This window comes from Streptomyces sp. 147326 (assembly GCF_045000215.1).
In the GTDB taxonomy this organism is placed as follows: domain Bacteria; phylum Actinomycetota; class Actinomycetes; order Streptomycetales; family Streptomycetaceae; genus Streptomyces.
Genome location: NZ_CP134201.1, coordinates 969111 through 992423 on the forward strand (window position 1 = coordinate 969111; position 23313 = coordinate 992423).

Annotated in this window: 17 protein-coding genes and 1 pseudogene; 8 read left to right on the forward strand and 10 right to left on the reverse strand. The window is 72.1% G+C overall.

The window, feature by feature from the left end:
• Window positions 1-193 precede the first annotated feature (193 nt).
• From RIU97_RS04430 to RIU97_RS04465, 8 genes are all read left to right on the forward strand, one after another.
• Entirely contained in the window at window positions 194-1024 is an 831-nt protein-coding gene (locus RIU97_RS04430; protein ID WP_404953445.1) for a 4'-phosphopantetheinyl transferase, read from the forward strand.
• Between the two features lie 202 nt (window positions 1025-1226).
• Window positions 1227-2006, forward strand: coding sequence for a HipA family kinase (locus RIU97_RS04435; protein WP_404953446.1), 780 nt, complete (start codon window positions 1227-1229; stop codon window positions 2004-2006).
• Complete coding sequence (locus tag RIU97_RS04440; protein ID WP_404953447.1) at window positions 2003-2398, forward strand: DUF3037 domain-containing protein; 396 nt, start codon at window positions 2003-2005, stop codon at window positions 2396-2398. The genes RIU97_RS04435 and RIU97_RS04440 overlap by 4 nt, the downstream gene beginning before the upstream one ends.
• A 54-nt stretch (window positions 2399-2452) precedes the next feature.
• Window positions 2453-3805: a crotonyl-CoA carboxylase/reductase gene (gene ccrA, locus RIU97_RS04445; protein ID WP_404953448.1), complete on the forward strand. Its 1353-nt coding sequence runs from the start codon at window positions 2453-2455 to the stop codon at window positions 3803-3805.
• Window positions 3806-3925: 120 nt separating this feature from the next.
• A complete protein-coding gene (locus RIU97_RS04450) occupies window positions 3926-4675 on the forward strand; it encodes a TetR/AcrR family transcriptional regulator (RefSeq protein WP_404953449.1) in 750 nt (249 codons plus the stop codon).
• On the forward strand, window positions 4672-6348 hold the full coding sequence (gene facT / locus RIU97_RS04455; RefSeq protein WP_404953450.1) for a factumycin efflux MFS transporter FacT: 1677 nt from the start codon (window positions 4672-4674) through the stop codon (window positions 6346-6348). The genes RIU97_RS04450 and facT overlap by 4 nt, the downstream gene beginning before the upstream one ends.
• 58 nt (window positions 6349-6406) lie before the next feature.
• The gene (locus tag RIU97_RS04460; protein ID WP_327418669.1) at window positions 6407-6742 is read left to right on the forward strand and encodes a DUF6204 family protein; all 336 of its coding nucleotides are present in this window, start codon (window positions 6407-6409) and stop codon (window positions 6740-6742) included.
• 72 nt (window positions 6743-6814) lie between these two features.
• Complete coding sequence (locus RIU97_RS04465) at window positions 6815-7369, forward strand: DUF2087 domain-containing protein (RefSeq protein WP_404953451.1); 555 nt, start codon at window positions 6815-6817, stop codon at window positions 7367-7369.
• A gap of 54 nt (window positions 7370-7423) precedes the next feature.
• On the opposite strand, the gene RIU97_RS04470 is transcribed toward RIU97_RS04465, so the two are convergent.
• From RIU97_RS04470 to RIU97_RS04515, 10 genes and pseudogenes are all read right to left on the reverse strand, one after another.
• Window positions 7424-8773: an acyltransferase domain-containing protein gene (locus tag RIU97_RS04470; RefSeq protein WP_404953452.1), complete on the reverse strand. Its 1350-nt coding sequence runs from the start codon at window positions 8771-8773 to the stop codon at window positions 7424-7426.
• A gap of 34 nt (window positions 8774-8807) precedes the next feature.
• Complete coding sequence (locus tag RIU97_RS04475; RefSeq protein ID WP_404953453.1) at window positions 8808-9767, reverse strand: class I SAM-dependent methyltransferase; 960 nt, start codon at window positions 9765-9767, stop codon at window positions 8808-8810.
• Window positions 9768-9795: 28 nt separating this feature from the next.
• Window positions 9796-10212 (reverse strand): aspartate 1-decarboxylase, encoded by a 417-nt coding sequence (panD, locus tag RIU97_RS04480; protein WP_404962753.1) that lies wholly within the window; start codon window positions 10210-10212, stop codon window positions 9796-9798.
• 14 nt (window positions 10213-10226) lie between these two features.
• Window positions 10227-11432, reverse strand: coding sequence for a cytochrome P450 (locus tag RIU97_RS04485; protein ID WP_404953454.1), 1206 nt, complete (start codon window positions 11430-11432; stop codon window positions 10227-10229).
• Window positions 11432-12691, reverse strand: a complete 1260-nt coding sequence (locus RIU97_RS04490; RefSeq protein WP_404953455.1) for a cytochrome P450 — start codon at window positions 12689-12691, stop codon at window positions 11432-11434. Before RIU97_RS04490 ends, RIU97_RS04485 begins: the two co-directional genes overlap by 1 nt.
• A gap of 79 nt (window positions 12692-12770) precedes the next feature.
• Window positions 12771-16094, reverse strand: coding sequence for an ACP S-malonyltransferase (gene fabD / locus RIU97_RS04495; RefSeq protein WP_404953456.1), 3324 nt, complete (start codon window positions 16092-16094; stop codon window positions 12771-12773).
• The gene (locus tag RIU97_RS04500) at window positions 16094-17095 is read right to left on the reverse strand and encodes a methyltransferase (RefSeq protein ID WP_404953457.1); all 1002 of its coding nucleotides are present in this window, start codon (window positions 17093-17095) and stop codon (window positions 16094-16096) included. Before RIU97_RS04500 ends, fabD begins: the two co-directional genes overlap by 1 nt.
• Before the next feature lie 22 nt (window positions 17096-17117).
• Entirely contained in the window at window positions 17118-20243 is a 3126-nt protein-coding gene (locus tag RIU97_RS04505; RefSeq protein WP_404953458.1) for a non-ribosomal peptide synthetase, read from the reverse strand.
• Window positions 20240-21106, reverse strand: coding sequence for a hypothetical protein (locus RIU97_RS04510; RefSeq protein WP_404953459.1), 867 nt, complete (start codon window positions 21104-21106; stop codon window positions 20240-20242). The genes RIU97_RS04505 and RIU97_RS04510 overlap by 4 nt, the downstream gene beginning before the upstream one ends.
• Before the next feature lie 745 nt (window positions 21107-21851).
• Window positions 21852-23221: pseudogene (locus RIU97_RS04515) on the reverse strand (NAD(P)-binding domain-containing protein).
• Window positions 23222-23313: the final 92 nt, after the last annotated feature.

Here is a 23313-nt window from a genome sequence, read left to right on the forward strand (position 1 = left end):
CTAGCACACCGGCCACCGAAGTAGTTGACCATTGAAACTACTCCCGCAAGGCCCTGTATAGCACAGTGACCACCGAGGTGGTTGACCACTGAAACTACCCTCGGCCAGGCCCTTGTCCGTCTCCGGAATTCAAGGGCCGACGAGAATGCATCGTGGATGATCATGCCTGGTTACGCAAGTGGAGGGGTCGCTCGTGTCAGGAATTCCAGAGCCGGATCTCGGCATCCGCCATCCCGTACGGAAACCCGGGCCGGCCTGGCCGGATGGCGCGAACTCCGTACCCCGCCCGGGGTCGGGGCCCGGGCCGCTCCCCGTCGCCGCCGGGCCCGGCCTACTCGTCGGTACGCTGCCGGGCGTCGAGATCGTGGAGCTGTTCGCCGACCCGCCGGACGTCCACCTCTATCCGGAGGAAGCGGACAGGGTGAAGCGCGCGGTCGACAAGCGCCGACGAGAATTCGCCACCGTCCGGCTGTGCGCCCGCACGGCATTGGCCCGGCTCGGGATGCCGCCCGGGCCGATCCTCCCCGGCCCCGCCGGGGCCCCGGCCTGGCCCGAGGGCGTCGCGGGCAGCATGACCCACTGCCCCGGCTACCGGGCGGCGGCCGTCGCCAGGACCGCGACGGTCGCCGCGGTCGGGATCGACGCGGAACCGAACTCCGTGCTGCCCAGGGGCGTCGAGAGGATGGTCGCCTCGCCCGAGGAGCGGCGCACGCTGGACCGCCTCACCCTGTCCCATCCCGCCGTGGCCTGGGACCGGCTGCTGTTCAGCGCGAAGGAGAGCACGTACAAGACCTGCTTCCCGCTCATGGGCCGGCTGCTGGATTTCAGCGACTGCACCATCACCCCCGATCCGGAGCGGGGCACCTTCAACAGCTCGCTGCACGTGCCGGGCCCGGTGGTCGGCGGGCGCCGGGTGAACACCTTCACCGGGCACTGGCGAACCGTCCTCCGGGAGGGCGTCGAGTACGTGGCGACGGGGATCGTCGTACCGGCCGCCCCCGCCGCAGTGTCCGGTGACCGGTGACTGGATGTCGGATTCCGGTCACTTTCGACGGATGGCCGAAATTCATGGGATGCAAGCGCATTCCCCCGGCGGGCTCCGCAGGAAATCAGCCAAATAACTCGTCGAACCCCGCGCGGCCGACCCGTCGCGGAGCCGCCCGGTCAATGGCCGGAACTCGATCACACCCTTGGAGGGCCCATCGCGCGCCAGTAGGGTGATCGACATGCTGCAAGAAGTAAAAGGAACGCAATATTTGACGGCCCTGCGCGAGGGCGGTTCACTTCCCGGTATCGTCGAGGCCGACAATGACGGCACTTATGTCGTCAAGTTCCGGGGAGCCGGCCAGGGAAGTGCGGCCCTCGTCGCCGAGATCGTGGTCGGCGAGCTCGGCCGGCACCTCGGCATCCGGGTCCCCGACCTGGTCCTCCTCGACGTGGACGCCGAACTGGCCCGACGTGAGCCGGACCAGGAGGTGCAACAGCTCCTCCAGGCCAGCACCGGCCCCAATCTGGCCATGGACTTCCTGCCCGGATCGGTCGGCTACGACGGCATCGCCTGGCGGGCGCCGGCGGAGGAGGCCGCCCGCATCTACTGGCTGGACGCCCTGACGGCCAATGTGGACCGCACGTGGTCCAACCCCAACCTCCTCATCTGGCACCGCCAGTTGTGGGCGATCGACCACGGTGCGGCGCTGATCTTCCAGCACTCGTGGCCATCGGTGGAAGGCTGGGCCAACCGGGACTACGGACTGGGCTCGCACGTCCTGTCCGAGCGGGTCTCCACGCTGAAGCCCCCGGTCCTCGACGCCCTCGACGCCGAGCTGGCCGCCCTCGTGACGCCGGAGGCGCTGGAGCGGATCCTCGGACTCGTGCCCGACGACTTCCTGGCCACCATGAACTCGGCGAACGGCGCGGACCCGCAAACCCTGCGCGAACGCTACTGCGAATACCTGCTGGCCCGTCTGGCGGGCGAGCGCGCCTGGTGGCCGGAGGCGGCGGCATGAGCACTCACGTCTCCCCCTCCCTCGGTTTCGACTACGCGCTGCTGCAGGCCGTTCCCCGCGTGGACCGCGGCGAGCGGATCAACGTCGGCGCGCTGCTCTACTGCAAGCAGGCCGACTTCCTCGCGGCCGAGATCCACATCGACGCCGCACGCCTGCGCGCCCTGGACCCCGAGGTCGACCTGACCGGTGTCACCGACGCCCTCGAGGCGATCCGCGCCATCTGCGCGGGCGAACCGAAGGCCGGCCAGGCCGGCGCCGGCACGCTGCGCTCGCGGTTCGGCTGGCTGACGGCCCCGCGCAGCGCGGTCGTCCAGACCGGACCGGTGCACGGCGGTCTCACGGCCGACCCGACGGCCGAACTGGCCCGGCTGATGAACCGTCTGGTGCGCTGAGCCGCCGCCCTCCCGCACCACCGCCCGCGCCCGCGCCCGTACCGAGGACACCACATGCAGGACATCATCGATGCCGTCGTGAGCGGGCAAGCGGTGCGGGAGGACTTCGCCGCGCTCGCCCTCCCCGAGGCGTACCGGGCCGTCACCTTGCACAAGGACGAGACGGACCTGTTCGCGGGGCTCGCCACCCCCGACAAGGACCCGCGCAAGTCGGTGCACCTGGACGAGGTTCCGGTGCCCGAACTCGGCCCGGGTGAGGCCCTGGTGGCCGTCATGGCCTCCTCGGTCAACTACAACACCGTCTGGTCGTCCCTCTTCGAACCGCTGCCGACCTTCGGTTTCCTGGAGCGCTACGGCAGGCTCAGCGAGCTCACCAAGCGCCACGACCTGCCGTACCACGTCATAGGCTCCGACCTCGCGGGTGTCGTCCTGCGCACGGGCCCGGGCGTCCACGCCTGGAAGCCCGGTGACGAGGTCGTCGCGCACTGCCTCTCGGTCGAACTGGAGGCGCCGGACGGCCACGACGACGCGATGCTCGACCCGGAGCAGCGCATCTGGGGCTACGAGACGAACTTCGGCGGCCTGGCGGAGATCGCCCTGGTGAAGTCCACCCAGTTGATGCCCAAACCCCGGCATCTGAGCTGGGAGGAGGCCGCTGCCCCGGGGCTGGTCGCCTCCACCGCCTACCGCCAGCTGGTCTCCCGCAACGGCGCCGGCATGAAGCAGGGCGACAACGTCCTGATCTGGGGTGCCGGCGGCGGGCTCGGCTCGTACGCCACCCAGTTCGCCCTCGCCGGCGGCGCCAACCCGGTCTGCGTGGTCTCCAGCGCGCAGAAGGCCGGCATCTGCCGGGCGATGGGCGCGACCGCGGTCATCGACCGCAGCGCCGAGGACTACCGGTTCTGGAAGGACGAGCACACCCAGGACCCCAAGGAGTGGAAGCGCTTCGGCAAGCGCATCCGCGAGCTCACCGGTGGCGAGGACGTGGACATCGTCTTCGAGCACCCGGGCCGCGAGACCTTCGGCGCGAGCGTGTACGTCACCCGCAAGGGCGGCACGATCGTCACCTGCGCCTCGACCTCCGGCTACCACCACGAGTACGACAACCGCTACCTGTGGATGTCCCTGAAGAAGATCGTCGGCTCCCACTTCGCGAACTACCGGGAGTCCTGGGAGTCGAACCGGCTGATCTCCAAGGGCAGGATCCACCCCACACTGTCGAGGGTCTACGCGCTGGAGGACACGGGCCAGGCCCTGTACGACGTCCACCGCAACCTGCACCACGGCAAGGTGGGGGTCCTCGCACTGGCCCCCGAGGAGGGCCTCGGCGTCCGCGACCTGGAACTGCGCGCCCAACACCTCGACGCCATCAACCGCTTCCGGGTCCCGGCGCCGCCGTCCGCCTGATCCTGCGGCTCGGCCACGGGCTGCCACCACGCCTTCGGGCACCGGTGGCAGCCCGTTCGCATGCGTGTCGCCCCGCGGCGCGGCCGCCCTCCCTGAATGCGTTTCAGATACAGCTCCGTATTGGGATACAGTCTCGTATCTGGGAAGCGCGTCAAGGAGGCGATCACCATCACCAAGCGACTCACCCGGCAGCAGAGCCGGCAGGTCACCCGCGAGCAGATCCTTCAGTCGGCGGCAGCGCTCTTCGCCGGCCAGGGGGTCAGCGGCACCTCGGTGGAGCAGATCGTCGAGGCCGCCGGATACACCCGCGGCGCCTTCTACGGCAACTTCGAGGGCAAGCACGAGCTCGTCCTCGCCCTGCTCGAACAGCGGACCCAGCACGAGCTGGAAGAGATCCAGGCGATGAGCCGCCAGGCGGCCACCTTCGAGGAGATGCTCGACCACCTCCGCTCCTGGCACCGCCGGCGCGACGAGAACCTCGCCAGCTGGCTCGCCCTGCGCACCGAACTCTGGCTCTACGGACTGCGCGACCCGGAACTGCTGCCCGTACTGGCGGACCGCGAGCGCCGCTCCCGGGAGGCGATCGCCCAGTCGCTGGAGCAGGGCTTCACCGCGCGCGGCGTGAGCACGCCGGCTCCCGTGGAGCTGCTGGCCCTGATCGTGCACGCGCTGAACGACGGACTGTCCATCCAGCGCGTGCTCTCCCCCGCCGACAGCGGCATGGACTCCGTCGTGGACGTGGTGGAGCTCCTGATGAAGTCCTGGACCGCACTCGCCCGCAGCACCGCAACCGCTGCCGAACCCACCGCGGCACCCACCACGGCACCCACCACCGAACCCCCGATCGAGAACCTGGAGAAGAACCCATGAACAAGGCAGGGCAGGCAGAAAAGCCGGCGAACGCCGGCCCACCTGCCACCCCCGACGCGCCCGAGCCCGACCCGAAGCGGTGGCTCGCGCTGACCGTCCTGCTGGTCGCCACCTTCATGGACCTGCTCGACGCCAACATCATCACCGTGGCGATCCCGAGCATCCAACGCGACCTCGGCGCCTCGACCGTCGCCATCCAGGCGATGACGGCCGGCTACACCCTGAGCTTCGCGGTCCTGCTGATCACCGGCGGCCGGCTCGGTGACATCTTCGGCCGCAAGCGGATGTTCCTCCTCGGCGTCAGCGGCTTCGTCCTCGCGTCCGCCCTGTGCGCCGCCGCGCCCACCACCGAATTACTCGTCGTCGCCCGTGCGCTCCAGGGGCTCACCGCCGCGATCATGGTGCCCCAGGTGCTCGCGCTCATCCACGTCTCCTTCGCTCCCCAGGAGATCGGCCGCGTCGTCAGCCTCTACGCGAGCATGGTCGGCCTGGCCATCGTCTCCGGTCCCCTCATCGGCGGCGCCCTGATCAGCTGGAGCCCGCTGGACCTCGGCTGGCGCAGCATCTTCGTGGTGAACCTGCCGGTCGGCGTGGTGGCTCTGATCGGCGCCGCGAAGTGGATGCGGGAGTCGAGCTCCCCCCACGCGAAGCGCCTGGACATGATCGGCATGCTGCTGGTGATCCTCGGACTGCTGCTGCTCATGGTGCCGCTGACCCTCGGCCGCGAACTCGACTGGCCGCTCTGGAGCATCGTCTCGCTCGTCGCCGCCGCCCCCGTCCTCGTGCTGTTCGTGGTCTACGAACGCCACAAGACCCGCAAGGACGGCTCGCCCCTGGTGACGCTGTCCCTGTTCAAGGTCCGCGCGTTCGGCGCCGGCATCGGCGTGCAGCTCCTCTTCAGCGCCATCCCCGCCGGCTTCTTCCTCAGCTGGACCCTCTACCTCCAGGCCGGCCTCGGCTGGTCGGCCCTGCACACGGGTCTGACGGCGATCCCGTTCTCCCTGTGCGTGCCGGTCGTCGGTGGTCTCGCCGTCCGCAAGTTCTCCCCGCTCTACGGCCGTTACTGCCTGCTCGCGGGGGCCGTCCTGATGTTCGCGGGCATCGTCTCCTACGCCTGGGCCGCCGACCACTTCGGTACGGACATCACCTCCTGGCACGCGATCCCGTCGATGCTCCTGATCGGCTCCGGCATGGGTCTGCTCATGCCCCCGCTGACGGCGCTGGTCCTCAGGGAGGTCCAGCCGCAGGAGGCCGGCGCCGCCTCCGGCATCATCAACGCCACCGGCCAGCTCGGTGCCGCGCTCGGCGTGGCAGTCATCGGCAGCCTCTTCTTCGCGGCGCTCGCGGGCAACGCCGGACCGCAGGCCGAACGGGTCGCCCCCACCGTGCAGTCGGTGTCGCCCCAGCAGGCCGCGGACCTCCAGGACTGCGCGACCGAGGCACTCGGCCAGGACGACCTGGCCAAGGTTCCGGACACGTGCTCCACCCTGGTGCAGGGCGCCGACGACGGCACCCGGGATACGATCAACGGCGCGCTCGGAGAGATCCGCGCGAAGACGTTCGTGTCCACCTACAGCGAGACGCTGTACTGGGCGGCCGGTGGCCTCGTCCCGGTCACCGCCCTCGTGCTGCTCCTGCCGCACCACCGGGTCCGGCGGGAGGAAATGGCCTAGTGCGCCGCGCCTCTGACGACCAGTCGAACCCCAGAACCAGATCGGGAGACCTCCCATCATGAGCAGCAGTACGACCTACCAGGTCCTCACCCGGGGCAAGTTCGCGCCCCTCGACGAGGAGCAGCGCGCGTCGCTGCTCGCCCAGGTCGACGACCACGGCGTGCTCAGCGCCCGGTTCACCGAGGAGGGCACGGTGAACTACGAGCGCGGACTGCACGGGTTCACCTTCCGCGTGCTGATCCCCGCGACCGACGACGACACCGAGGAACTCGTCCTGGCGCAGGCCGAGGAGCTCGCCGTGGCGGCCGTCGCCAAGCTCGGCGCCGGATGCCTCGACCTCAAGTCGGTCTCCACCGACCTGGCCAGCATCAAGATCAAGCGGAAGGGGCGCTGACCCGAAGGTCCCGGCCGGTGCGGCGCCCGGGCGCCGCACCGGCCCGCACCGGCAGGAACGCGGAACACTCTGATGACACCTGATGAATTCACCCTCGTGCTGTCCGACCCGACGCTGCGCCGCGTCTTCTCCGCGGTCGCGCTCGGCTCGTCCACCTCGTCCGAGATCCTCACGGCCGCGGGGCTCGACACCCCGGTGGCGGCCAAGGCCATCGGGCAGCTGACCCGGACGGGTCTGCTCGTGCCCGAGGGGCGCGGCCGGCTCGTCGTCAACGAAGGCGCCCTGGAGGAGGCGGCGCGGACCGCCGCCCGCCGCCGGGAGGAGGAGGCCGCCGCCGAGCAGCCCGACGCCCGGCTGCGCGGCTTCGTACGCGACCGGGTGCTGGTGGGTCTGCCCGAGGAGGCCGACCACGAGGCGCGGCGCACGGTGCTGCGCCACGTGGGGGAGGCCACCTTCGCCCCGGGCGAGGAGTACGACGAGCGCACGGTGACGGAGCGTCTGGAGCCGTGGTGCGAGAGCGGTGTCCTGGACGCCGTGTCACTGCGCCGGGCCCTCGTCGACCTCGGGGTGCTGCGCCGGGAGTCGGGGCTGTACGGCCTCACCGCCGCTCCGGTCGGCGCCGCCTGACGCCGAGGGGCCCCCGTCCGGCCGGACGGGGGCCCCTCGGCTCGCTCGTCTCCGCTATGCGGGGGCGGCCCGGCCCGCCGCCACGGGTGCCGGCCGGGGCCGGCGTACCGCCTCCAGCACGGCGGCCTGGTACGGGGTGAGGGAGCTCGCCCGCTCCTGCGGGATCAGCGCGGCCCAGTTCGGCTCCCGCCCGCAGGCGTACAGGGTCCCGAGCGAGGCGAGCATGGAGCGGACCTCGGCCCGCCGCCTGCCGGAGGGCAGCAGCCATCCCTGCCGTTCGCCGTGTTCGAGGGTCTGGCGCACCGGGCTCAGCAGTACCGGATGGGCGCTGACCTCGAGGAACACCTCGTGTCCCGCGGTGCTCAGATGCTCCACCGCGGCGGCGAAGCGGACCGGTTCCCGCAGGTTGCGCATCCAGTACGCGGCCCCGAGCCCGGCGCCCCGCACCGGCTCGGCCGTCACGGTCGAGTACATCGGCAGGCGGGTGGGGGCCGGCTCCAGGGTGCGCAGGGCGGCGTGCAGGTCCTCGCGCAGCTCCTCCACGTAGTGGCTGTGCGAGGCGACCGTCCCCTTGATCACCCGGCAGTAGACGTCCCGCGCCTCCAGTTCGCCCACGAGTGCGGCGAGCGAGTGCGAGTCCCCCGCCAGGACCGTGGAGCGGGGGCTGTTCTCCCCCGCCACGCTGATCCCGCCGCCGCTCGCCTCGGCGACCGCCCGCGCCTCTGCGGGTGAGAGTTCCGTCGTGGCCAGCGCCCCCTTGCCGGAGATCCGGCGCAGCAGCGCGCTGCGCCGGCAGGCGACCGTCAAGGCTTCGCGCAGGGTCAGTCCGCCGGCCGTGTGGGCGGCTGCGATCTCCCCCATGCTGTGCCCGACGACCGCGTCGGGCGTGATGCCCCAGCTGCGCCAGAGCGCCGTCAGGGCGATCTGCAAGGAGACCATCGTCGGCTGGAGGACGTCCAGTTCGTCCAGCCGGGCCTCCTCGGCCGGCAGCCTCAGCTGCTCGACGACGGAGAAGCCGGCGAACTCGCGTACCAGCCGGTCGCAGTGGTGCATCGCCTCGCGGAACACCGGCTGCCGAAGGAGGAGTTCGCGGCCCATCCCGTACCACTGGGCGCCCTGCCCGGCGAAGACGAACACCAGCCCGGGGCGCCGGGCCGTGACCTCTGCCGGGACCCGTCCCACCTCGCCCGCGCAGGCCTCTTCGAGCTGCGTGCGCAGGTCGTCGTACGAGTCGACGGGGAAGGCGAGCCGGTGGGCGCCGGCCGTGCCCGTCGCCGCCTCGTGGCAGTACCGGGCGAGCGAGGGCAGTTCGCGTCCGGCACGGATCCTGTCGATGTGGGCGTACAGCAGGACCTGGAGCAGGTCCTCGCTGTCGGCGGCGACGGCGAACAGCTGCGCACTCATGCTTCCCCCTTTCGGTTTCGGCCCGGGCGGCGGGTCATCGGCGGACGGCGATCCGGTGGCGGTAGCTCTCCATCGGCAGGCCGCTCATCCACGGCACGATGCCCAGCTTGCTGAGCGCCTTGATGGCGGGCGGCGGCTGGTAGCCCGCGAACATGCCGCCGAACATCAGGATCTGGCTGTGCGCGGCGACCTGGCGCACCAGCGGGTTCATCCGCTGCTTGCCGAGGGTGGTGCGGAAGTGGCTGCCGGGCGCCATACGGCGGCGGACGGCCGCGCGGACCCGGTCCGAGATGTCGTGGTCGGCCGTCCATTCCAGGCCCTCGGTCTCCTCCGCCGTGCGCCGCATGGTCTCCGTGCGCTGGCGGGTGTAGACGTCGATGTGGCTGAGGAAGCCGCCGGGGCGCAGCACGCGTGCGGCCTCGGCGAGGAACCTGCCGAGGTCGGGGTAGGTGTGCGAGCTCTCGATGTTGACGAGCACGTCCACGGAGCCGTCCTCGAAGGGCAGGTCCTCCGCGTCGCCGTGGACGAAGGTGAGCGCGTCGCCCCGGGACAGGGTGGCGGTGGCCCGTGCGACGGCCTTCGGTGACAGGTCCAGGCCGGTCATGCGGGCGCCGGGGGCGATGCGGGAGAGGAGGTTGAGGCCCTCCCCCATGCCGCAGCCGACTTCCAGGACGTGGCGTCCGGCGTAGTCGTCGAGGTCGATGGGGAGGTCGCGCAGGGCGAGGAAGTAGAGCTGCTCGCTGAAGCCGTCGGTCCAGGGCTCGCCGAAGCCGGGCACGCGGGCGCGGATCTCCTCGACGAGGGCGGGGTCGTGCATGCCCCAGTTCCACAGGGCCCCGTGGCCGGAGAGCGTGGCGGCCATGTCGTAGATGGTGGCGCTGGCGGACTTCATGCCGGCGGCGTTCTCGCCGCGGCGGGCCGTGCCGGACTCGTCGAGGTTGATGTCCGCGAGACCGCTGGTGAAGGCGGTCATGACGTCAGGAGTGGCACTCATGTGGGTCTCCGGTGAGCAGGGTGGGTGGTCAGGCGCTGACGGTGTCGCCGCGCACCAGGCCGAATCCGTCGGGTACGTCGGCGGGGTCGGTGCCGGTCGTGACGGGTCGGTTTCCGGCGTCGACGAACACCACGCTCGGTTCGTACGAGCGGGCGTGCTCCTCGCTCATGGAGGCGTAGGAGATGATGATGACGAGGTCGCCGGGGTTGATGAGGTGGGCCGCGGCGCCGTTGATGCCGATGACCCCGCTGTCGGCCTCGCCCTCGATGACGTAGGTGCTGAGGCGGGCCCCGTTGTCGATGTCGACGATGTCGACCTTCTCGCCGGGCAACAGGTTCGCGGCGGCCATCAGAGTGGAGTCGATGGTGACGGAGCCCACGTAGTGCAGGTCCGCCTGGGTCACCGTCGCACGGTGGATCTTGGACTTGAACATCTCTCGGTACAGCACGTTCTCTCCGTTCACCAGGTCACCGGTAGCTCTTGGACGCCGTAGATGATCATGTCCGGGCGAGTGCGGACCTCGGCGGCGGGGACGCCGAGGCGCAGCCCCGGGAAGCGTCCGAACAGGGCCTCGAAGGCGATCCGCAGTTCCAGCCGGGCGAGTTGCTGGCCCACGCACTGGTGGACGCCGTGCCCGAACGCGAGGTGCGGTACGGGCTCGCGGGTCACGTCGAGCGCGTCCGGCCGGGCGCAGAGCACCGGATCGCGGTTGGCGGCCGCGAAGGAGAGCGAGAGCGCGTCCCCGGCCGCCATCCGGTGCCCTTCGAACTCCAGGTCCTCGCCCGCCGCGCGGATGCCGCCCGCGTGGACGACCGTCAGGTAGCGCAGCAGTTCTTCGACCGCCCTCTCGGCCTGGGAGGTGTCGGCGGCCAGCGCGGCCGACTGCTCGGGGTGCTCCAGCAGGGCGAAGGTGCCGAGGGCGATCATGTTCGCGCTGGTGTCGTATCCGGCGGTCAGCAGCACGCTGCCGACCGTGACGAGTTCCTCGTCGGTGAGCCGGCCGTCGGTGACGAGGGTGGCGAGGAGGTCGTCCGCCGGTTCGGCGCGCTTCGCCTCGACCAGGCCGCGCAGCAGGCCGGTGATGGTGTGCCAGCCGGCGATGGCGTCCTCCGCGCTGGAGTGCACCGCGAAGAGGGCCTTGATGGCCCGGGCGAACGCCGGGCGTTGCGACACGGGCACGCCCAGCAGCTCGCAGATGGCCGATGCGGCCATGGGCTCCGCGAACCCCGTCACCAGGTCGACCGGGCCCTCGCCCTTGCCTTCGGCCATGGCGTCCAGGTGGCTCCCGGCGAGCTCCGTCAGCCGGGGCTCGAGGGTGCGGGTGCGGCGCGCCGAGAACCAGGCGGCCACCGCCCGCCGGTAGCGGGTGTGCTCCGGCGGGTCCATCGCCGTGAACATGCCCGGGGCCGGCTCGGTGCGGTCCGTCGCCATGGGCAGCGGGATGGGCGCGCGCAGCGCGTCGCCCCGGGAGCTCATCCGGGGGTCGGCCAGCAGCCTGCGGACCTGGGGGTAGCCGGTGACCAGCCAGCCCACGTGCCCGTCCGGGAACTCCATGCGGGCGACCGGGTGGTCGGCGCGGAGCACGCCCAGCTCGGGTGCGGGGTCGAAGGGGCACCGGCCCCGGGTCATCGGCAGACCCGGGACCGTGGGAAGGCCGTCGGTCATCACACCTCGTTCTCCGGGGACAGCCGGACGGGAAGACGCTGCATCGAGAGCAGGTAGCGCGGCTCGATCTCCTGCGGGTCGACGGCCAGCGACAGGTCGGGGAACCGCCTGAACAGTGCGGTCAGGGCGACTTCCCCCTCGATCAGGGCGAGGCTGGCGCCCAGGCAGTAGTGCGCACCCCGGCCGAAGCCCAGGTGCGGGTTCTGCTCGCGGGTGACGTCGAGGCGTCCGGGCTCCTCGAAGACCTCGGGGTCCCGGTTCGCGGCGGCCAGCACCACCTGGATGGCCTCTCCGGGCTGCACCTTCACTCCGCCGATCTCGACGGACTCGGTGGCGAAGCGACGGAAGGTGTGCTTCACCGGCGCGGTGTGGCGTACCAGTTCGGCGACGGCCCGGCTGCCGAGGGAGGGGTCGTTCTTCAGCAGTTCCAGCTGATCGGGATGCTGGAGCAGGGTGAAGGCCCCGAGCGCGACGAGGTTGCGGACGGTCTCGTGGCCCGCCTGTACGAGGACCATCGCCAGGGCGGTCAGCTCGTCGTCGGTCAGCCGGTCGCTGTCCTCCTCGTGGACCTGCACGAGTTCGGAGATCAGGTCGTCGCGCGGCTCGGCCTGACGGGCGGCGATCAGTTCCCGGGTCACCCGGGCCATGCCCCGTACGGCCGGGGCGAACTGCTCGGGGTTCGGGCGCAGGGCCTGGGCGAGGGTCTCGCTCCACTCGCGCCACTGCTCGCGGTACTCCTCGTCGACGCCGAGGAGTTCGCAGATGACGATGATGGCCAGCGGGTGCGCGTAGTCCGCGATCAGGTCGGGCTCGGACTTGCCGGCGAGGCCGTCCAGCAGGCGCTCCGCCACGCGTTCGACGGCCGGGGTCAGGGCCAGCATCCGCCGGGCGGACAGGGCCCGGGTGACGAGGCGGCGGACCCTCATGTGGTCCACGCCGTCCATGGTCAGCAGGGTGGAGTCGAACATGTCGACGATGTCCTCGGGGATGCCCCGGCTGAGCATGCTCTCGCGGTGGGAGTCGCCCGGCGGGCGGCTGCGCAGGGTCGGCTCGCCGAGCACCGTCTTGACGTCGTGGTGGCCGGTGACCACCCAGACGTCGCTGCCGTCGGCGAACTTCCCGCGGCAGACGGGCCGGGGGCCGCCGAGCCAGCGCTCCCCCGCCTTCGGGTCGGTGATGAACTTCGGGTCGGACAGATCGAACTCGCTCACCAAGTCGTCGGATTCGGTGCTGAGTTCCGGGGTGGGGGTCTCGGTCATGCGGTCTGCCTCGCTCGTTACTGAGAATGTCGGTCGTGCGGGTGGGGCTGTGTGCGTGGTCGCGCCGCCCCTGCGAAGGTCAGGAGCTGCGGCTGCGGAGCCCGCCGCCCACGACCTCGGCGGCCTCGGCCATCAGGCGATCGGCGAGCACGTCGGCGTGCCGGTCCCGCCAGGCGTGCAGCGGTGTGCCGGCCAGCCACCGGTTGCAGGCGCCGAGGGCCGGTCCGCAGGGGATCTGGTAGTCGGCGGCGCGGCCCGGCGTGCCCTCGATCGCCCAGGTGGCCGCCTGGGCGCAGTACCAGCGGAAGACGAGCGCCATGCGCCGCTTGGGGTCGAGGGCGGACCCGGCGGAGTCGCCGAGGCGGCCGAGGATCTCCTCGAAGGAGGCCCCCAGGTAGTCGCGCTCCACCTTCGCGCGCACCGCGGCGGGCACCGCTTCCCACGAGTCGTGGTTGCGCCACAGGTCGTGGAGCTTTCCCGCGCGGGCGTGGAACAGCACGCCCTTGCGCAACACCCGCGCCCGGCCGCCCAGTTCGAAGAGGTCCCCGTAGGGCGCGAAGGCGGTGTCGTGGACGTCGGCCTCCTGGAGGAGGTCCTTGGCCGCCGCGCTGGTCCCGCTCTCGGCGGTGCACGCGTTGATGGAGCCGGTGAGGACGAAGTCGGCGCCCAGGACGAAGGAGGCCGCCGCCGACTCGGGGGCCCCGATGCCGCCCCCGGCCCCGATGCGCACGGCTCCGGCCACCGCGCCGAGCTCCGCGCGCAGTCCGCGCAGGGCGGGCAGCAGCGCCCACAGGGTCGCCATGTCGGAGTGGTCCCCGGCGTCCCCCACCGCGCAGACGTCGTCGGCGAGCGCGACGCGTGCTCCCGCCTCGGCCTCCTCGGCGGTGAGCAGCCCCTCCGCCACCAGCCGGCTCACCAGCGCGGCGGGCGCTGGCTCCAGGAACAGCCGGGCGGCGTCCGGCCGGGTCACCTTCGCGAGGATCTTGCGGGGCACGTGCACGGTGCCGTCCGCCAGCACCCGGGCGCCGGTCAGCCGGTGCCGTACGAGGGCGGGCGTCGCCTCGACGTGGGTGGAGGCCTCCACGAACCGGACGTCGTCCCGGATCAGTACGTCGACCAGCTCGGACTCGGCCCGGGGATCGAAGGGGTCGTGCGTGACGTTGACCCCGAACGGCGCCCCGGCCGGGACGCGTGCGCGGATCGTGGCGACCGCCGAGGCCACGTCCCGGGCCGGGAGCCCCGAGGCTCCGTAGTAGGAGAGCAGTCCGGCCCCGGCCATCCGGGCGACCAGGTCGACGGAGCCGATCCCCTGCCGCATGCCTCCGGCGGCGTAGGCGAGGCGGACGCCGTAGTCCCGCCGGAAGTCCTCCGACCCGAGCGACCGGGCCGTGACCGTCGCTGGGCGTACGGGCGCGACCGGTACGGGCTCGGTACGTACGCGCCCGGTGCCGCCCGGCTCGGTACGGACCGGCTCGGACCGCCGGGGCGCGGCGGACCCGGCGGACTCCGCAGCGGGGAGGGGGGTCGCCTCGTTCCGGATCCGGTCGATGAGCTTGGTCAGCACCTGCCCCGGACCGAGCTCGCGCACCCGGAAGTCGCCCTGGCCCATCAGGAGCCGGACGCTGTCGGTCCAGCGCACCGGCGAGGCGATCTGCCGTCGCAGGGTGGCGGCCACCTCTCCCGCCGCGTACGGCCGTGCGTCCACGTTGGCGATCACCGGGATCTTCGGCGGCGCGAAGGCGGTGGCGTCCAGCAGCCGGCCGAACTCCTCCGCGGCGGCGGCCATGTACCGGCTGTGGAAGGGCGCGCTGACGTTCAGCGGCGCGCACCGCGCCCCGGCCGCCTTCAGCGCGGGCAGCGCCCGGTTGACCGAGTCCGCGGGACCGGCGATCACGCTCTGGGTGGGCGCGTTGTAGTTGGCGATGTCGAGGTCGGAGAGGCCCTCGTCGCGCAGGACCCGCTCCACGAGCGCGGCGTCGACGTAGGAGACGGCGGCCATCGTGCCGCCCGTGACCTGCCCCATGAGCCGGCCGCGCTCGGCGACCAGGCGCAGGCCCGTCTCGAAGTCGTACACGCCGGCGGCGAACAGGGCGGAGAACTCGCCCAGGCTGTGCCCGAGGACGTAGTCGGGCAGGCGGCCTCCCTCGCCCACGGCCGCCAGCCAGGTGAGGGAGTTGACCACGTACAGCGCGGGCTGGGTGTAGCGGGTGTTGCGCAGGTTGCGGCCCGGGTCCTCCAGGCACAGTTCCCGGACGGAGTAGCCGAGGACGTCGTCGGCGCGGGCGACGAGGTCGGGGAAGCGGTCGAACACCTCCCGGCCCATGCCCTTGGCCTGCGCGCCCTGCCCGGGGAAGACGTGGACGTCGAGCGTCGGTGCGGCGGCGGACCGGTGCGCGGCGGTCGCTGCGGGAGCGCTCACGGGGTTCACCTCGATTCTTGCGGGGGTGGCGGCGAGGCGGGGGCGGGCGTCGAGGACGGCCCGGTACAGCACCTCGTCGCGGGCGTACGGGGACAGCAGGGGCAGCACGCGGGAACCGCTGCCCTCCGGCAGCGCGGCCCGCACCAGGTTGGCCATGGAGCCGGAGGGTCCCAGGTCGAGGAAGAGCAGGTCGTCCCGTTCCAGGAGCGGGCCCAGCGCCCGGGTCAGGTCGAAGGGTTCGCGGAGCACCCGCCACAGGTGTGCGGGGTCGGGTATCCGCACGGTCGTGCCGGTGGTGCCGGAGATCAGCGGGATCGCGGCCGGCTTCATGGCCAGGTCGCCGATCAGGTCCTTGAACACGCCCTCGACCGGGTCGATCAGGGGCGAGTGGAAGGGGAACAGGACGGGCAGCCGCTGGCAGAGCGTGCCGGTGTCGTGGAGGTGCCGTTCGATCCGGTCCAGGACCCCGGCGGTGCCGGCCAGGACGAAGTTCTCCGGCGAGTTCACAGCGGCGACGTGCGCCCCCGCGAAGGCCGGGTCGCGGTCGGCGAGTCCCGCGTCGGCCAGGACCGCGAGCATTCCGCCCCGCGGGCACTCGGCCTCGAACACGTCGACCTGGCGCAGCAGGGAGCGCAGGCACTCGTCCGGGTCGACGGCGCCCGCGACGGCCGCCGCCGCGACCTCCCCGAGGCTGGCACCGAGCACCGCGCCGGGTTCGAACCCGTGGCTCCGGAGCATCCGCGCCAGCGCGTACTCGACCATGAAGATGGCCGGCTGGGTGAGGGAGAACCGCGTCATCGGGTGCTCGGGGCCGCGGCCGGCGCCGTGGATCGCCTCGATCACCGAATCGCCGCGCACCTCGCGGACCGTAGCGTCCAGGGAGTCGAGGGCTTCACGGAAGGCGTCGTCGGCCCCGTAGAGCCACTTGCCCATGCCGTGGTACTGGGAGCCCTGCCCCGCGAACAGGAAGACCGGCGTGAGCATCAGGAGACACGCAGGGACGATTCGAACACCTTGTGCTGTGTGGGCAGTTGCCCGACCGACTCCACGACGAAGCCGGCCTCCTCGAGGGCGCGCCGCATGGCGGGCTCGTCCAGCCCGGTGGTGCCCTCGTCGCAGGCCACGGCCTGGAACATCGCCCGCCAGCCGTCGATGTCGTTCTCCACCAGCGGCTCCACGACGAGCAGCCGGGCGTCCGCGGGGCTGTCGGCCATGGCGGTGGCGACGGTGCGCAGGATCCGGACGCAGTTCTCGTACGTCCAGTCGTGCAGCACGTTCTTCAGCAGGTAGCGGTCGGCTCCGGCGGGGAGCCCGACGAAGAAGTCGCTCGGGGCGAAGTCGATGCGGTCGAGCACGTCCTGCTTCGCGACCCGCTCCAGGGCCGTGCGGCCCCTGGCGCAGACGCTGGCCCGGTCGGCGACGGTGCCGCGCAGGTCCGGGTGGGCGGCCAGCAGCCCGGGGAGCAGGCCGCCGCTCCCGCCGCCCACGTCGACGACCGTCTTCACGGCGCTGAAGTCGTGCACGCCGAGCAGGCACTGGGCCACCGGCGTCGCCAGGTCGACCATGCCCTTGTCGAACAGGTCCGCCGTCTCGGGGTGGGTCTCCAGGTAACCGTAGAGGGACTCCCCGAACACCTCCTGGAAGCCGGACTTGCCCGTCTTCACGGTGTGCATCAGGCCGGCGAACGCGTCGTCGTACAGCTCGGCGGCGAGGATGGCGAAGTGGCGCTGGGTGAAGGGGTGGTCCGCGCGCAGCGGCGCGTAGGCCTCGGTCAGCCGGAACTTCTCCCCGTCGCGCTCCAGCACTCCCGGCACGGTGAGCATCTGGAGGAGGCGGTGCAGGATCTCGGGGTCGGTCTCGGTGCGCTCGGCGAGTTCGGCCGAGGTCATCGATCCGCCGTCGAGGATGTCGGCTATCTCCAGTCGGGCGGCGACCGCGAGGGCCCGGGCGAACCAGCCGCTGACGGCGAGTTTGAGGATTTCCATGAGAGCGTCTCTTTCGGTTCCGTCAGGCGAGCCGGCGCAGCCGGTCGGCCAGGGCGGCGGGGGTGGGGGTCTCGAACACGTCGGTCAGCGCGAGCCGGACACCGGTGATGTCCTTGATCCGCTGGGCGAGGGCGACGGCCAGCAGCGAGTGCCCGCCGTTGGCGAAGAAGTGCGCGCCGGCATCGAGGTCGCTGCGGTCCAGCAGTTCGGCGAACAGGCCGACGACGGTGGCCGTCAGGTCGTCCTGGGCCCCGGCACCGGCATCGCCGCCGTGGCCGCCGACGGCCGGGCCGGAGTGCCGGGCCGCCTGTTCGGCGAGGGCCAGGTGGTCGACCTTGTCGCTGCCGGTACGGGGGAAGGCGTCGACGGCGATGAACCGGTGCGGGACGACCGAGCGCGGGAGCTGCCCGTGCGCGTGGTCCCACAGTTCGTCCACGGCCTCGGGGCGGCCCGGGACGCGGACGAAGGCGGCCAGGTAACCGTCCGCCCCGGGATCGCCCACGACCACCACGGCCGCCGCCTCGACGTCCGGGTGGGCGAGCAGGACCGCCTCGATCTCGGCGGGTTCGATGCGGTTGCCGCGCAGCTTGACCTGCCGGTCCATCCGGCCGAACAGGTCGATCCTGCCGTCGGTCCGCCAGCGGGCCACGTCTCCCGAGCGGTGGAAGCGCCCGTACTCGGCGTTCTCCCCGAAGCGTTCCGCGGTCAGGTCGGGCCGCTCGTGGTAGCCGGAGGCGACGCCGACGCCCGCGACGCACAGCTCTCCGCGCAGGCCCACCGGGAGCGGCCTGCCGTGCGGGTCGGCGATGAAGATCCGGGTGTTGGCGACGGGCGAACCGACGTCCACCCTTCCGCCGTGGCCGGCCGGGACGCGGCCGGCGGTCGCCCAGATCGTGCTCTCGGTGGGTCCGTAGACGTTCCACAGTTCGGCGCCGGCGTCGAGCAGCCGGGTGGCCAGTTCGGCCGGCAGGGGTTCACCGCCGGTGAGGAGGACGCGTCCGGCCGTCACCTCCGCGGCCTCGTGGGCGACGAGCCGCCACGTCGTGGGGGTCGCCTGCAGCAGGCCGATGTCGTGGGCGGTGACGGCGGCCGCCAGCAGGGTGCCGTCCGTGCGCGCCTCGTCCGGGAGCACCACCGTGTGGCCGCCGTGGAGCAGCGGCATCATCAGTTCGAGCGAGGAGGTGTCGAAGCTGTACGTGCTGAGCCAGCCGGTGGGGCGCGTGGAGCCGGCCACGCCGAAGCGTTCGGCGTAGTCGACGATGTGGTTGACGAGGCTGCCGTGCCGGATCGGGATGCCCTTGGGCTTGCCGGTCGAGCCGGAGGTGTGGATCACGTACGCGAGGGCGTCGGGGTCGGCCTTCACCGCCGCCTCGTCCACCGGCACCGGGGGGACCTGGTCCCATTCGGTGGCGGGCACGGCGGCGTGGCCGTCCGGGGCGGTGATCCCGGCGCCGACGATGACGACGCGGGCCCGCGTGTCGTCGAGCTGGTAGGTCAGGCGCTCCACGGGGTGGTTCGGGTCGAGCGGCAGGTAGGCCGCGCCCGCGAGCCAGGTGCCGAACACCGAGGCGGCCAGCGCGCCGCCGCGCGGCAGGAGGAGCGCGACGACGTCGCCGGGGCGTACGCCGGCCTCGGCCAGCCGGGCGGCCGTGTCGACGGCCGCGGACCACAGGGCGCCGTAGGTGGCCGTGCGGTCGCCCTCCCGTACGGCCACGGCCGTGGGGTCGGCGGCGGCGCGGCGGGCGAAGCCGGTGAGCACCGACGGCAGGCCGATCGCGCGGTCCGTGGCGTTGGCGGTGTCGATGACCGCGTGGTCGCGGGCCGACCAGGACGGCAGGGAGGCGATCGGGGTGTCCGCCCCGGTACCCAGCGCGACCAGCAGGGCGTCGTAGCGCTGGACCATCAGTTCGACGTCCGGCCGGTCCAGCACCCCGGTGTAGAACGCGGCGCGGACCGTGGCGGTCTCCTGGTTGGCCGAGACGAAGAATTCGAGGTCGAACTGGCTGAAGCCGTTCTCGACGACGAGGAGTTCGGCCTCGGCGCCGGCGAGGGTGAAGGTGCGCTGGTCCTCGGCGAAGGGGACGTAGTTGAAGACGTGCTTGAACAGCGCGTTGCGCCAGCCGGAGCCGTCGCGTTCGACCATGTCGAGCACGTCGTCGGTCGGTACGTCCTTGTGCGCCATCGCCTCCATGAACGTCCGCCGGGTCAGGGCCGTGAGGTCCCGGAAGGTGGCGTCACGGTCCAGCAGCAGGCGCAGGACGACGAGGTTGCTGTGGTAGCCGACCGCGTCCACCGCCTCGCGGGGGCGGGTGTTGACCGGCGAGCCGATGGTGAGGTCGGGCCCGGCGCCGTGCGCGGCGAGGAGGACCGCGTAGGCGGTGAGGAGGACGACGGACTCCGGCGCCCGCAGCTCGCGCTGGAGACGGCGTACGACCTGGTGGGCCTCGGGCGACAGGACGTGGGTGACCTCGTCGCCCCGGAGGGTGGTGACGGGCTGGTCGCGCTGTTCGCAGAGGAGTTCCAGGCCCGAGGAGCGGAAGCCGGCCATGCGCTCCTGCCAGTAGCCGCGGCTCTCGGGGGACGGGGCGGGCTCGCGCAGGGCGGGCACCTCGGCGGGGGCGGGGTGGCCGCCCTCCAGTACCGCCTCGTAGAGGGTGGCGAACTCGGCGCGCAGGATGGCCGTCGACTGCACGTCCGACACGGCGTGGTGGAGGGCCAGGCACAGCACGTCGGTGTCCGGCCCGTGCAGCAGCAGGGCGCGTAAGAGGGGGCTGCCGTCGGGGGTGAACGGGCGGGCCACGAAGGCCGTCAGGACGGCCGGTTCGTCCTCCGGGCCACCGTGGTGCTCCGCCTCCTCCAGCCCGACGGCCAGGGACGGCACGACGGCCTTGGTCAGCTCGGCGCCCTCGCGGTGGTAGACCGTGCGCAGCACCTCGAAGCGCTCCGTCAGGAGCCGCAGGGCGTGCGCGGTGGCGGCGGCGTCGAGGCGGCCCCGTACGCGCAGGGCCAGCGACAGGTTGTTGGCGCCGCTGCCGGGAACCAGCTCGTCGAGGAGCCAGAGGGTGGTCTCCTTGCGGCTCGCCGGTACGCGCCCGGCCGCGGGACCGGAGCCGTCCTGGGCCGGGGTGGCCGTGGTTCCGGCGCTCACGCGTGCTCCCCCGGGCTGCCTGCCAGGACGCCGCCCACGGCTTCGGCGATGGCGGGGGTGCGCAGCAGGTCCCGGTGCTCGACCTCGAAGCGTCGCTCGTCCGCGACCTCGATGGGGGCGACGCCGGGCGTGGTGCGCATGCGGTTCAGTCCGCTGGTCACACTGGCGGAGGTGACGACCGTGGCCCCCTCCCAGCCGGGGCGCGGGTCGAGACCGGCGGCGGTGGCGAGGTAGGACATGAACGAGCCGACCAGCCGGACCAGTTCGCCGGCGTAGTCCTCGTCGAGTCCGGCCCGGCGCAGCGCGGCGGTGCCGATCGGGCGGAAGGCCGCGTACAGCCCGGCGGCGAAGGCGGCCGGGGTGATGTCGGGCCGCGCGGCGAGCCGCTCGGCGGCGCCGGACAGCTCGGCTATCTCCTCCGGGGTCAGCACGGTGGTCATGTTGCCGACGACCCGGCCGAACTGGAGGTGGACGGTGGGCACGTCGACCAGTTCGGGGTCGAACAGCACCACTCGGGGGGCGGTCGCCTGCCGCGCGCCGATCTTCTCGGCGAGCACGCCGGCGAAGACGGAGCCCGCGCAGTAGCCGAGCACGGCGCGGACCGTGCGACCGGAGGCGGCCACCTCGGAGAGCCAGGGCTCCAGGTAGCTGTCGTCCAGGGCGTCGGTCTCGGGATCGCGGACCGGGGCGACGGTCTGCCACAGGTCGCAGTCCAGCTTCAGACCGGGCGCCAGATCGGCGAATCCCCCCTCGTTCCTCCCCGTCACCGGGAAATCGGCCGCGAGCACGATATCGGTGTCGGCGCCGGTGCCGGCGCTGGATCCTGCATCCGAAACGATATTCCACACGGTGGGGCTGGGCATATCAAGATCCCCCGAAAGTAAAAGTTTCATCGATTTATTTTCTCGACCATCTCCGGCCAGACCAGGCCAGATCCTAGGGTCGTCAATCGAAGCTGTCCACAAAGAACTGATCATGAACTGCCCGCGATCCGGCCGGGGAAACTCCGAACCGCGAGAGAATCACGCCAAAGGATTTCGGACACGAGGGAAGGAGTTTCCGCCAAGCAGCATCACGCCCCGGCCCCATTCCCAGGAAGTTTCATAGGACACGCACCCCCTCGAGCCCGCAGCGACCACCCGGGAGGCTGACCGGAACCCCCCGGGAAGAACCTCCCGAATGTCCCGATATGCCGTGTGACAGCCACCATACGAGACAGCTTCCGACGGCAATGACCGCCTCCGGATTCCCCTGACGCGGCCGAGGCACCGGGTCGGCGGGCGGCGCCCTCCGGCCCGGGCCGCGGCCCGGGCCCTGCGTACCTGTTCGCGACGGATGACGGCCGGCCAGACGAAATTCAGCCGGTTCACTTCACCGCAAGCGCCACCCGCAGAATTCTCTCGCGGGCCTTCCGGGATCACGCCTCGCCGACTGCAGGCACCAGGCCGTGAATCCCAAAAACCGCCGGTAATGGATCCCCGCACCCTGGCCCGGCCTCATCGTTGCGAGGGACATGGAAGACATCAGCCAAGCCGGACGCTGCCGGCGGGCGTCCGCGAGGATGTCGTAGGCGACCATCTCGAGAACGGTCGATCCCGGTGAATCCGGTCAGCAGCCGCCGGAACGGGCCGGGGCGCCGATGGTGAGGGTCGTCGGGGCTGCGCAGCAACCGCCTCCGGCCTCCTCCGCGGCCTCGGGCTGGTCGAAGAGACCGGCTCCGCCGCAGACTCCGGTCTCGGGGAGGGTGAGTTCGACGCGCTCGGCGGCCTCGTGGTCGCCGGCGAGGTGGGCCGCGATGGAGCGGACCTGCTCGTAGCCGGTCATGGCGAGGAAGGTCGGGGCGCGGCCGTAGGACTTCATGCCGACGAGGTAGACGTCCTTCTCCGGGTGGGAGAGCTCGTTCACGCCGTGGGGGTAGACCGTGCCGCAGGAGTGCTGGTTGGGGTCGATCAGCGGGGCGAGCTCGACCGGGGCCTGCAGGCGCTCGTCGAGGGCGAGGCGGAGCTCGTCGAGGAAGGTGAGATCGGGGCGGAAGCCGGTGAGGACGATCACCTCGTCGACCGGTTCGAGGCGGCGGCCGTCCTCGCCGACGAGGACAAGGCGCCGCCGCCGTCGCGTTCGACGACGTCTGTACGGAAACCGGTGACCGCGTCCGCGTACCCGCCGTCCACAGCGGCCTTGGCGGCGAGGCCGAGGGCGCCGCGGGCGGGGAGCTGGTCGGCTTCGCCGCCGCCGAAGGTGGAGCCGGAAATGCCGCGGCGCAGGATCCACACCGCGTGCGTTCCCCCACCCTGCTCCTCGCCCTCGTCCTCGGCGAGGTCGGCGAGGTAGGCGAGTGCGGTGAAGGCCGAGGCGCCGGAGCCGATGACGGCGGTGCGCTTGCCGGCGTACCGCGCACGGACGGACGGGTCCTTGAGGTCGGGGACGCGGTAGGAGATCCGGTCCTGGGCCGCCTGCTCACCGAGGGCGGGCAGGCCGCTGCCGCCGGCTGGGCCGGGAGTGGACCAGGTGCCGGAGGCGTCGATGACGGCGCGCGCCAGGACTCGCTGTTCCCGTCCGTCGGCGCTCTCGTACTGGATGACGAAGGGCTGGGCCTCGCGGTCGGCGTCGACGATGCGGTCGCGGCCGGCGCGGGAGACCCCGGTGACGGTCGCACCGTAGCGAACCCGCTCGCCGAGGACGTCGGCGAGGGGCTGGAGGTAACGCCCGACCCAGTCCCCACCCGACGGGTAGGTGGCCGGATCGGGCTTGGCCCAGCCGGTGGGGGCGAGGAGCTTCTCGGCGGCCGGGTCGACGACCTCGCCCCAGGCCGAGAAGAGCCGTACGTGCGACCACTCGCGGACCGCGGATCCGGCGGCGGGGCCGGCCTCCAGGACGAGGGGCTCGATGCCGCGGTCGACGAGGTGGGCGGCGGCCGCGAGTCCGGCGGGTCCGGCCCCGATGACGACGACGGGCAGGGCTTCGATGGATGCGTTCACGATGGGCTCCCCTTTGATTCGACAGTTGTCGATGTTCTGGTTCCAGCGTGACACCAGACATCGACGTTCGTCAACATAGACATCCATCGAAA

Bases quoted from the DNA above. Each gene is read 5' to 3' on its own strand.
- RIU97_RS04440 (WP_404953447.1), top strand. From the start codon at position 2,003: ATGAGCACTCACGTCTCCCCCTCCCTCGGTTTCGACTACGCGCTGCTG.
- RIU97_RS04475 (WP_404953453.1), bottom strand. From the start codon at position 9,767: ATGAGTGCCACTCCTGACGTCATGACCGCCTTCACCAGCGGTCTCGCG.
- RIU97_RS04490 (WP_404953455.1), bottom strand. From the start codon at position 12,691: ATGACCGAGACCCCCACCCCGGAACTCAGCACCGAATCCGACGACTTG.
- RIU97_RS04500 (WP_404953457.1), bottom strand. From the start codon at position 17,095: ATGGAAATCCTCAAACTCGCCGTCAGCGGCTGGTTCGCCCGGGCCCTC.
- RIU97_RS04470 (WP_404953452.1), bottom strand. From the start codon at position 8,773: ATGAGTGCGCAGCTGTTCGCCGTCGCCGCCGACAGCGAGGACCTGCTC.
- RIU97_RS04485 (WP_404953454.1), bottom strand. From the start codon at position 11,432: ATGACCGACGGCCTTCCCACGGTCCCGGGTCTGCCGATGACCCGGGGC.
- RIU97_RS04510 (WP_404953459.1), bottom strand. From the start codon at position 21,106: ATGCCCAGCCCCACCGTGTGGAATATCGTTTCGGATGCAGGATCCAGC.
- fabD (WP_404953456.1), bottom strand. From the start codon at position 16,094: ATGCTCACGCCGGTCTTCCTGTTCGCGGGGCAGGGCTCCCAGTACCAC.
- RIU97_RS04435 (WP_404953446.1), top strand. From the start codon at position 1,227: ATGCTGCAAGAAGTAAAAGGAACGCAATATTTGACGGCCCTGCGCGAG.
- RIU97_RS04465 (WP_404953451.1), top strand. From the start codon at position 6,815: ATGACACCTGATGAATTCACCCTCGTGCTGTCCGACCCGACGCTGCGC.
- facT (WP_404953450.1), top strand. From the start codon at position 4,672: ATGAACAAGGCAGGGCAGGCAGAAAAGCCGGCGAACGCCGGCCCACCT.
- ccrA (WP_404953448.1), top strand. From the start codon at position 2,453: ATGCAGGACATCATCGATGCCGTCGTGAGCGGGCAAGCGGTGCGGGAG.
- RIU97_RS04460 (WP_327418669.1), top strand. From the start codon at position 6,407: ATGAGCAGCAGTACGACCTACCAGGTCCTCACCCGGGGCAAGTTCGCG.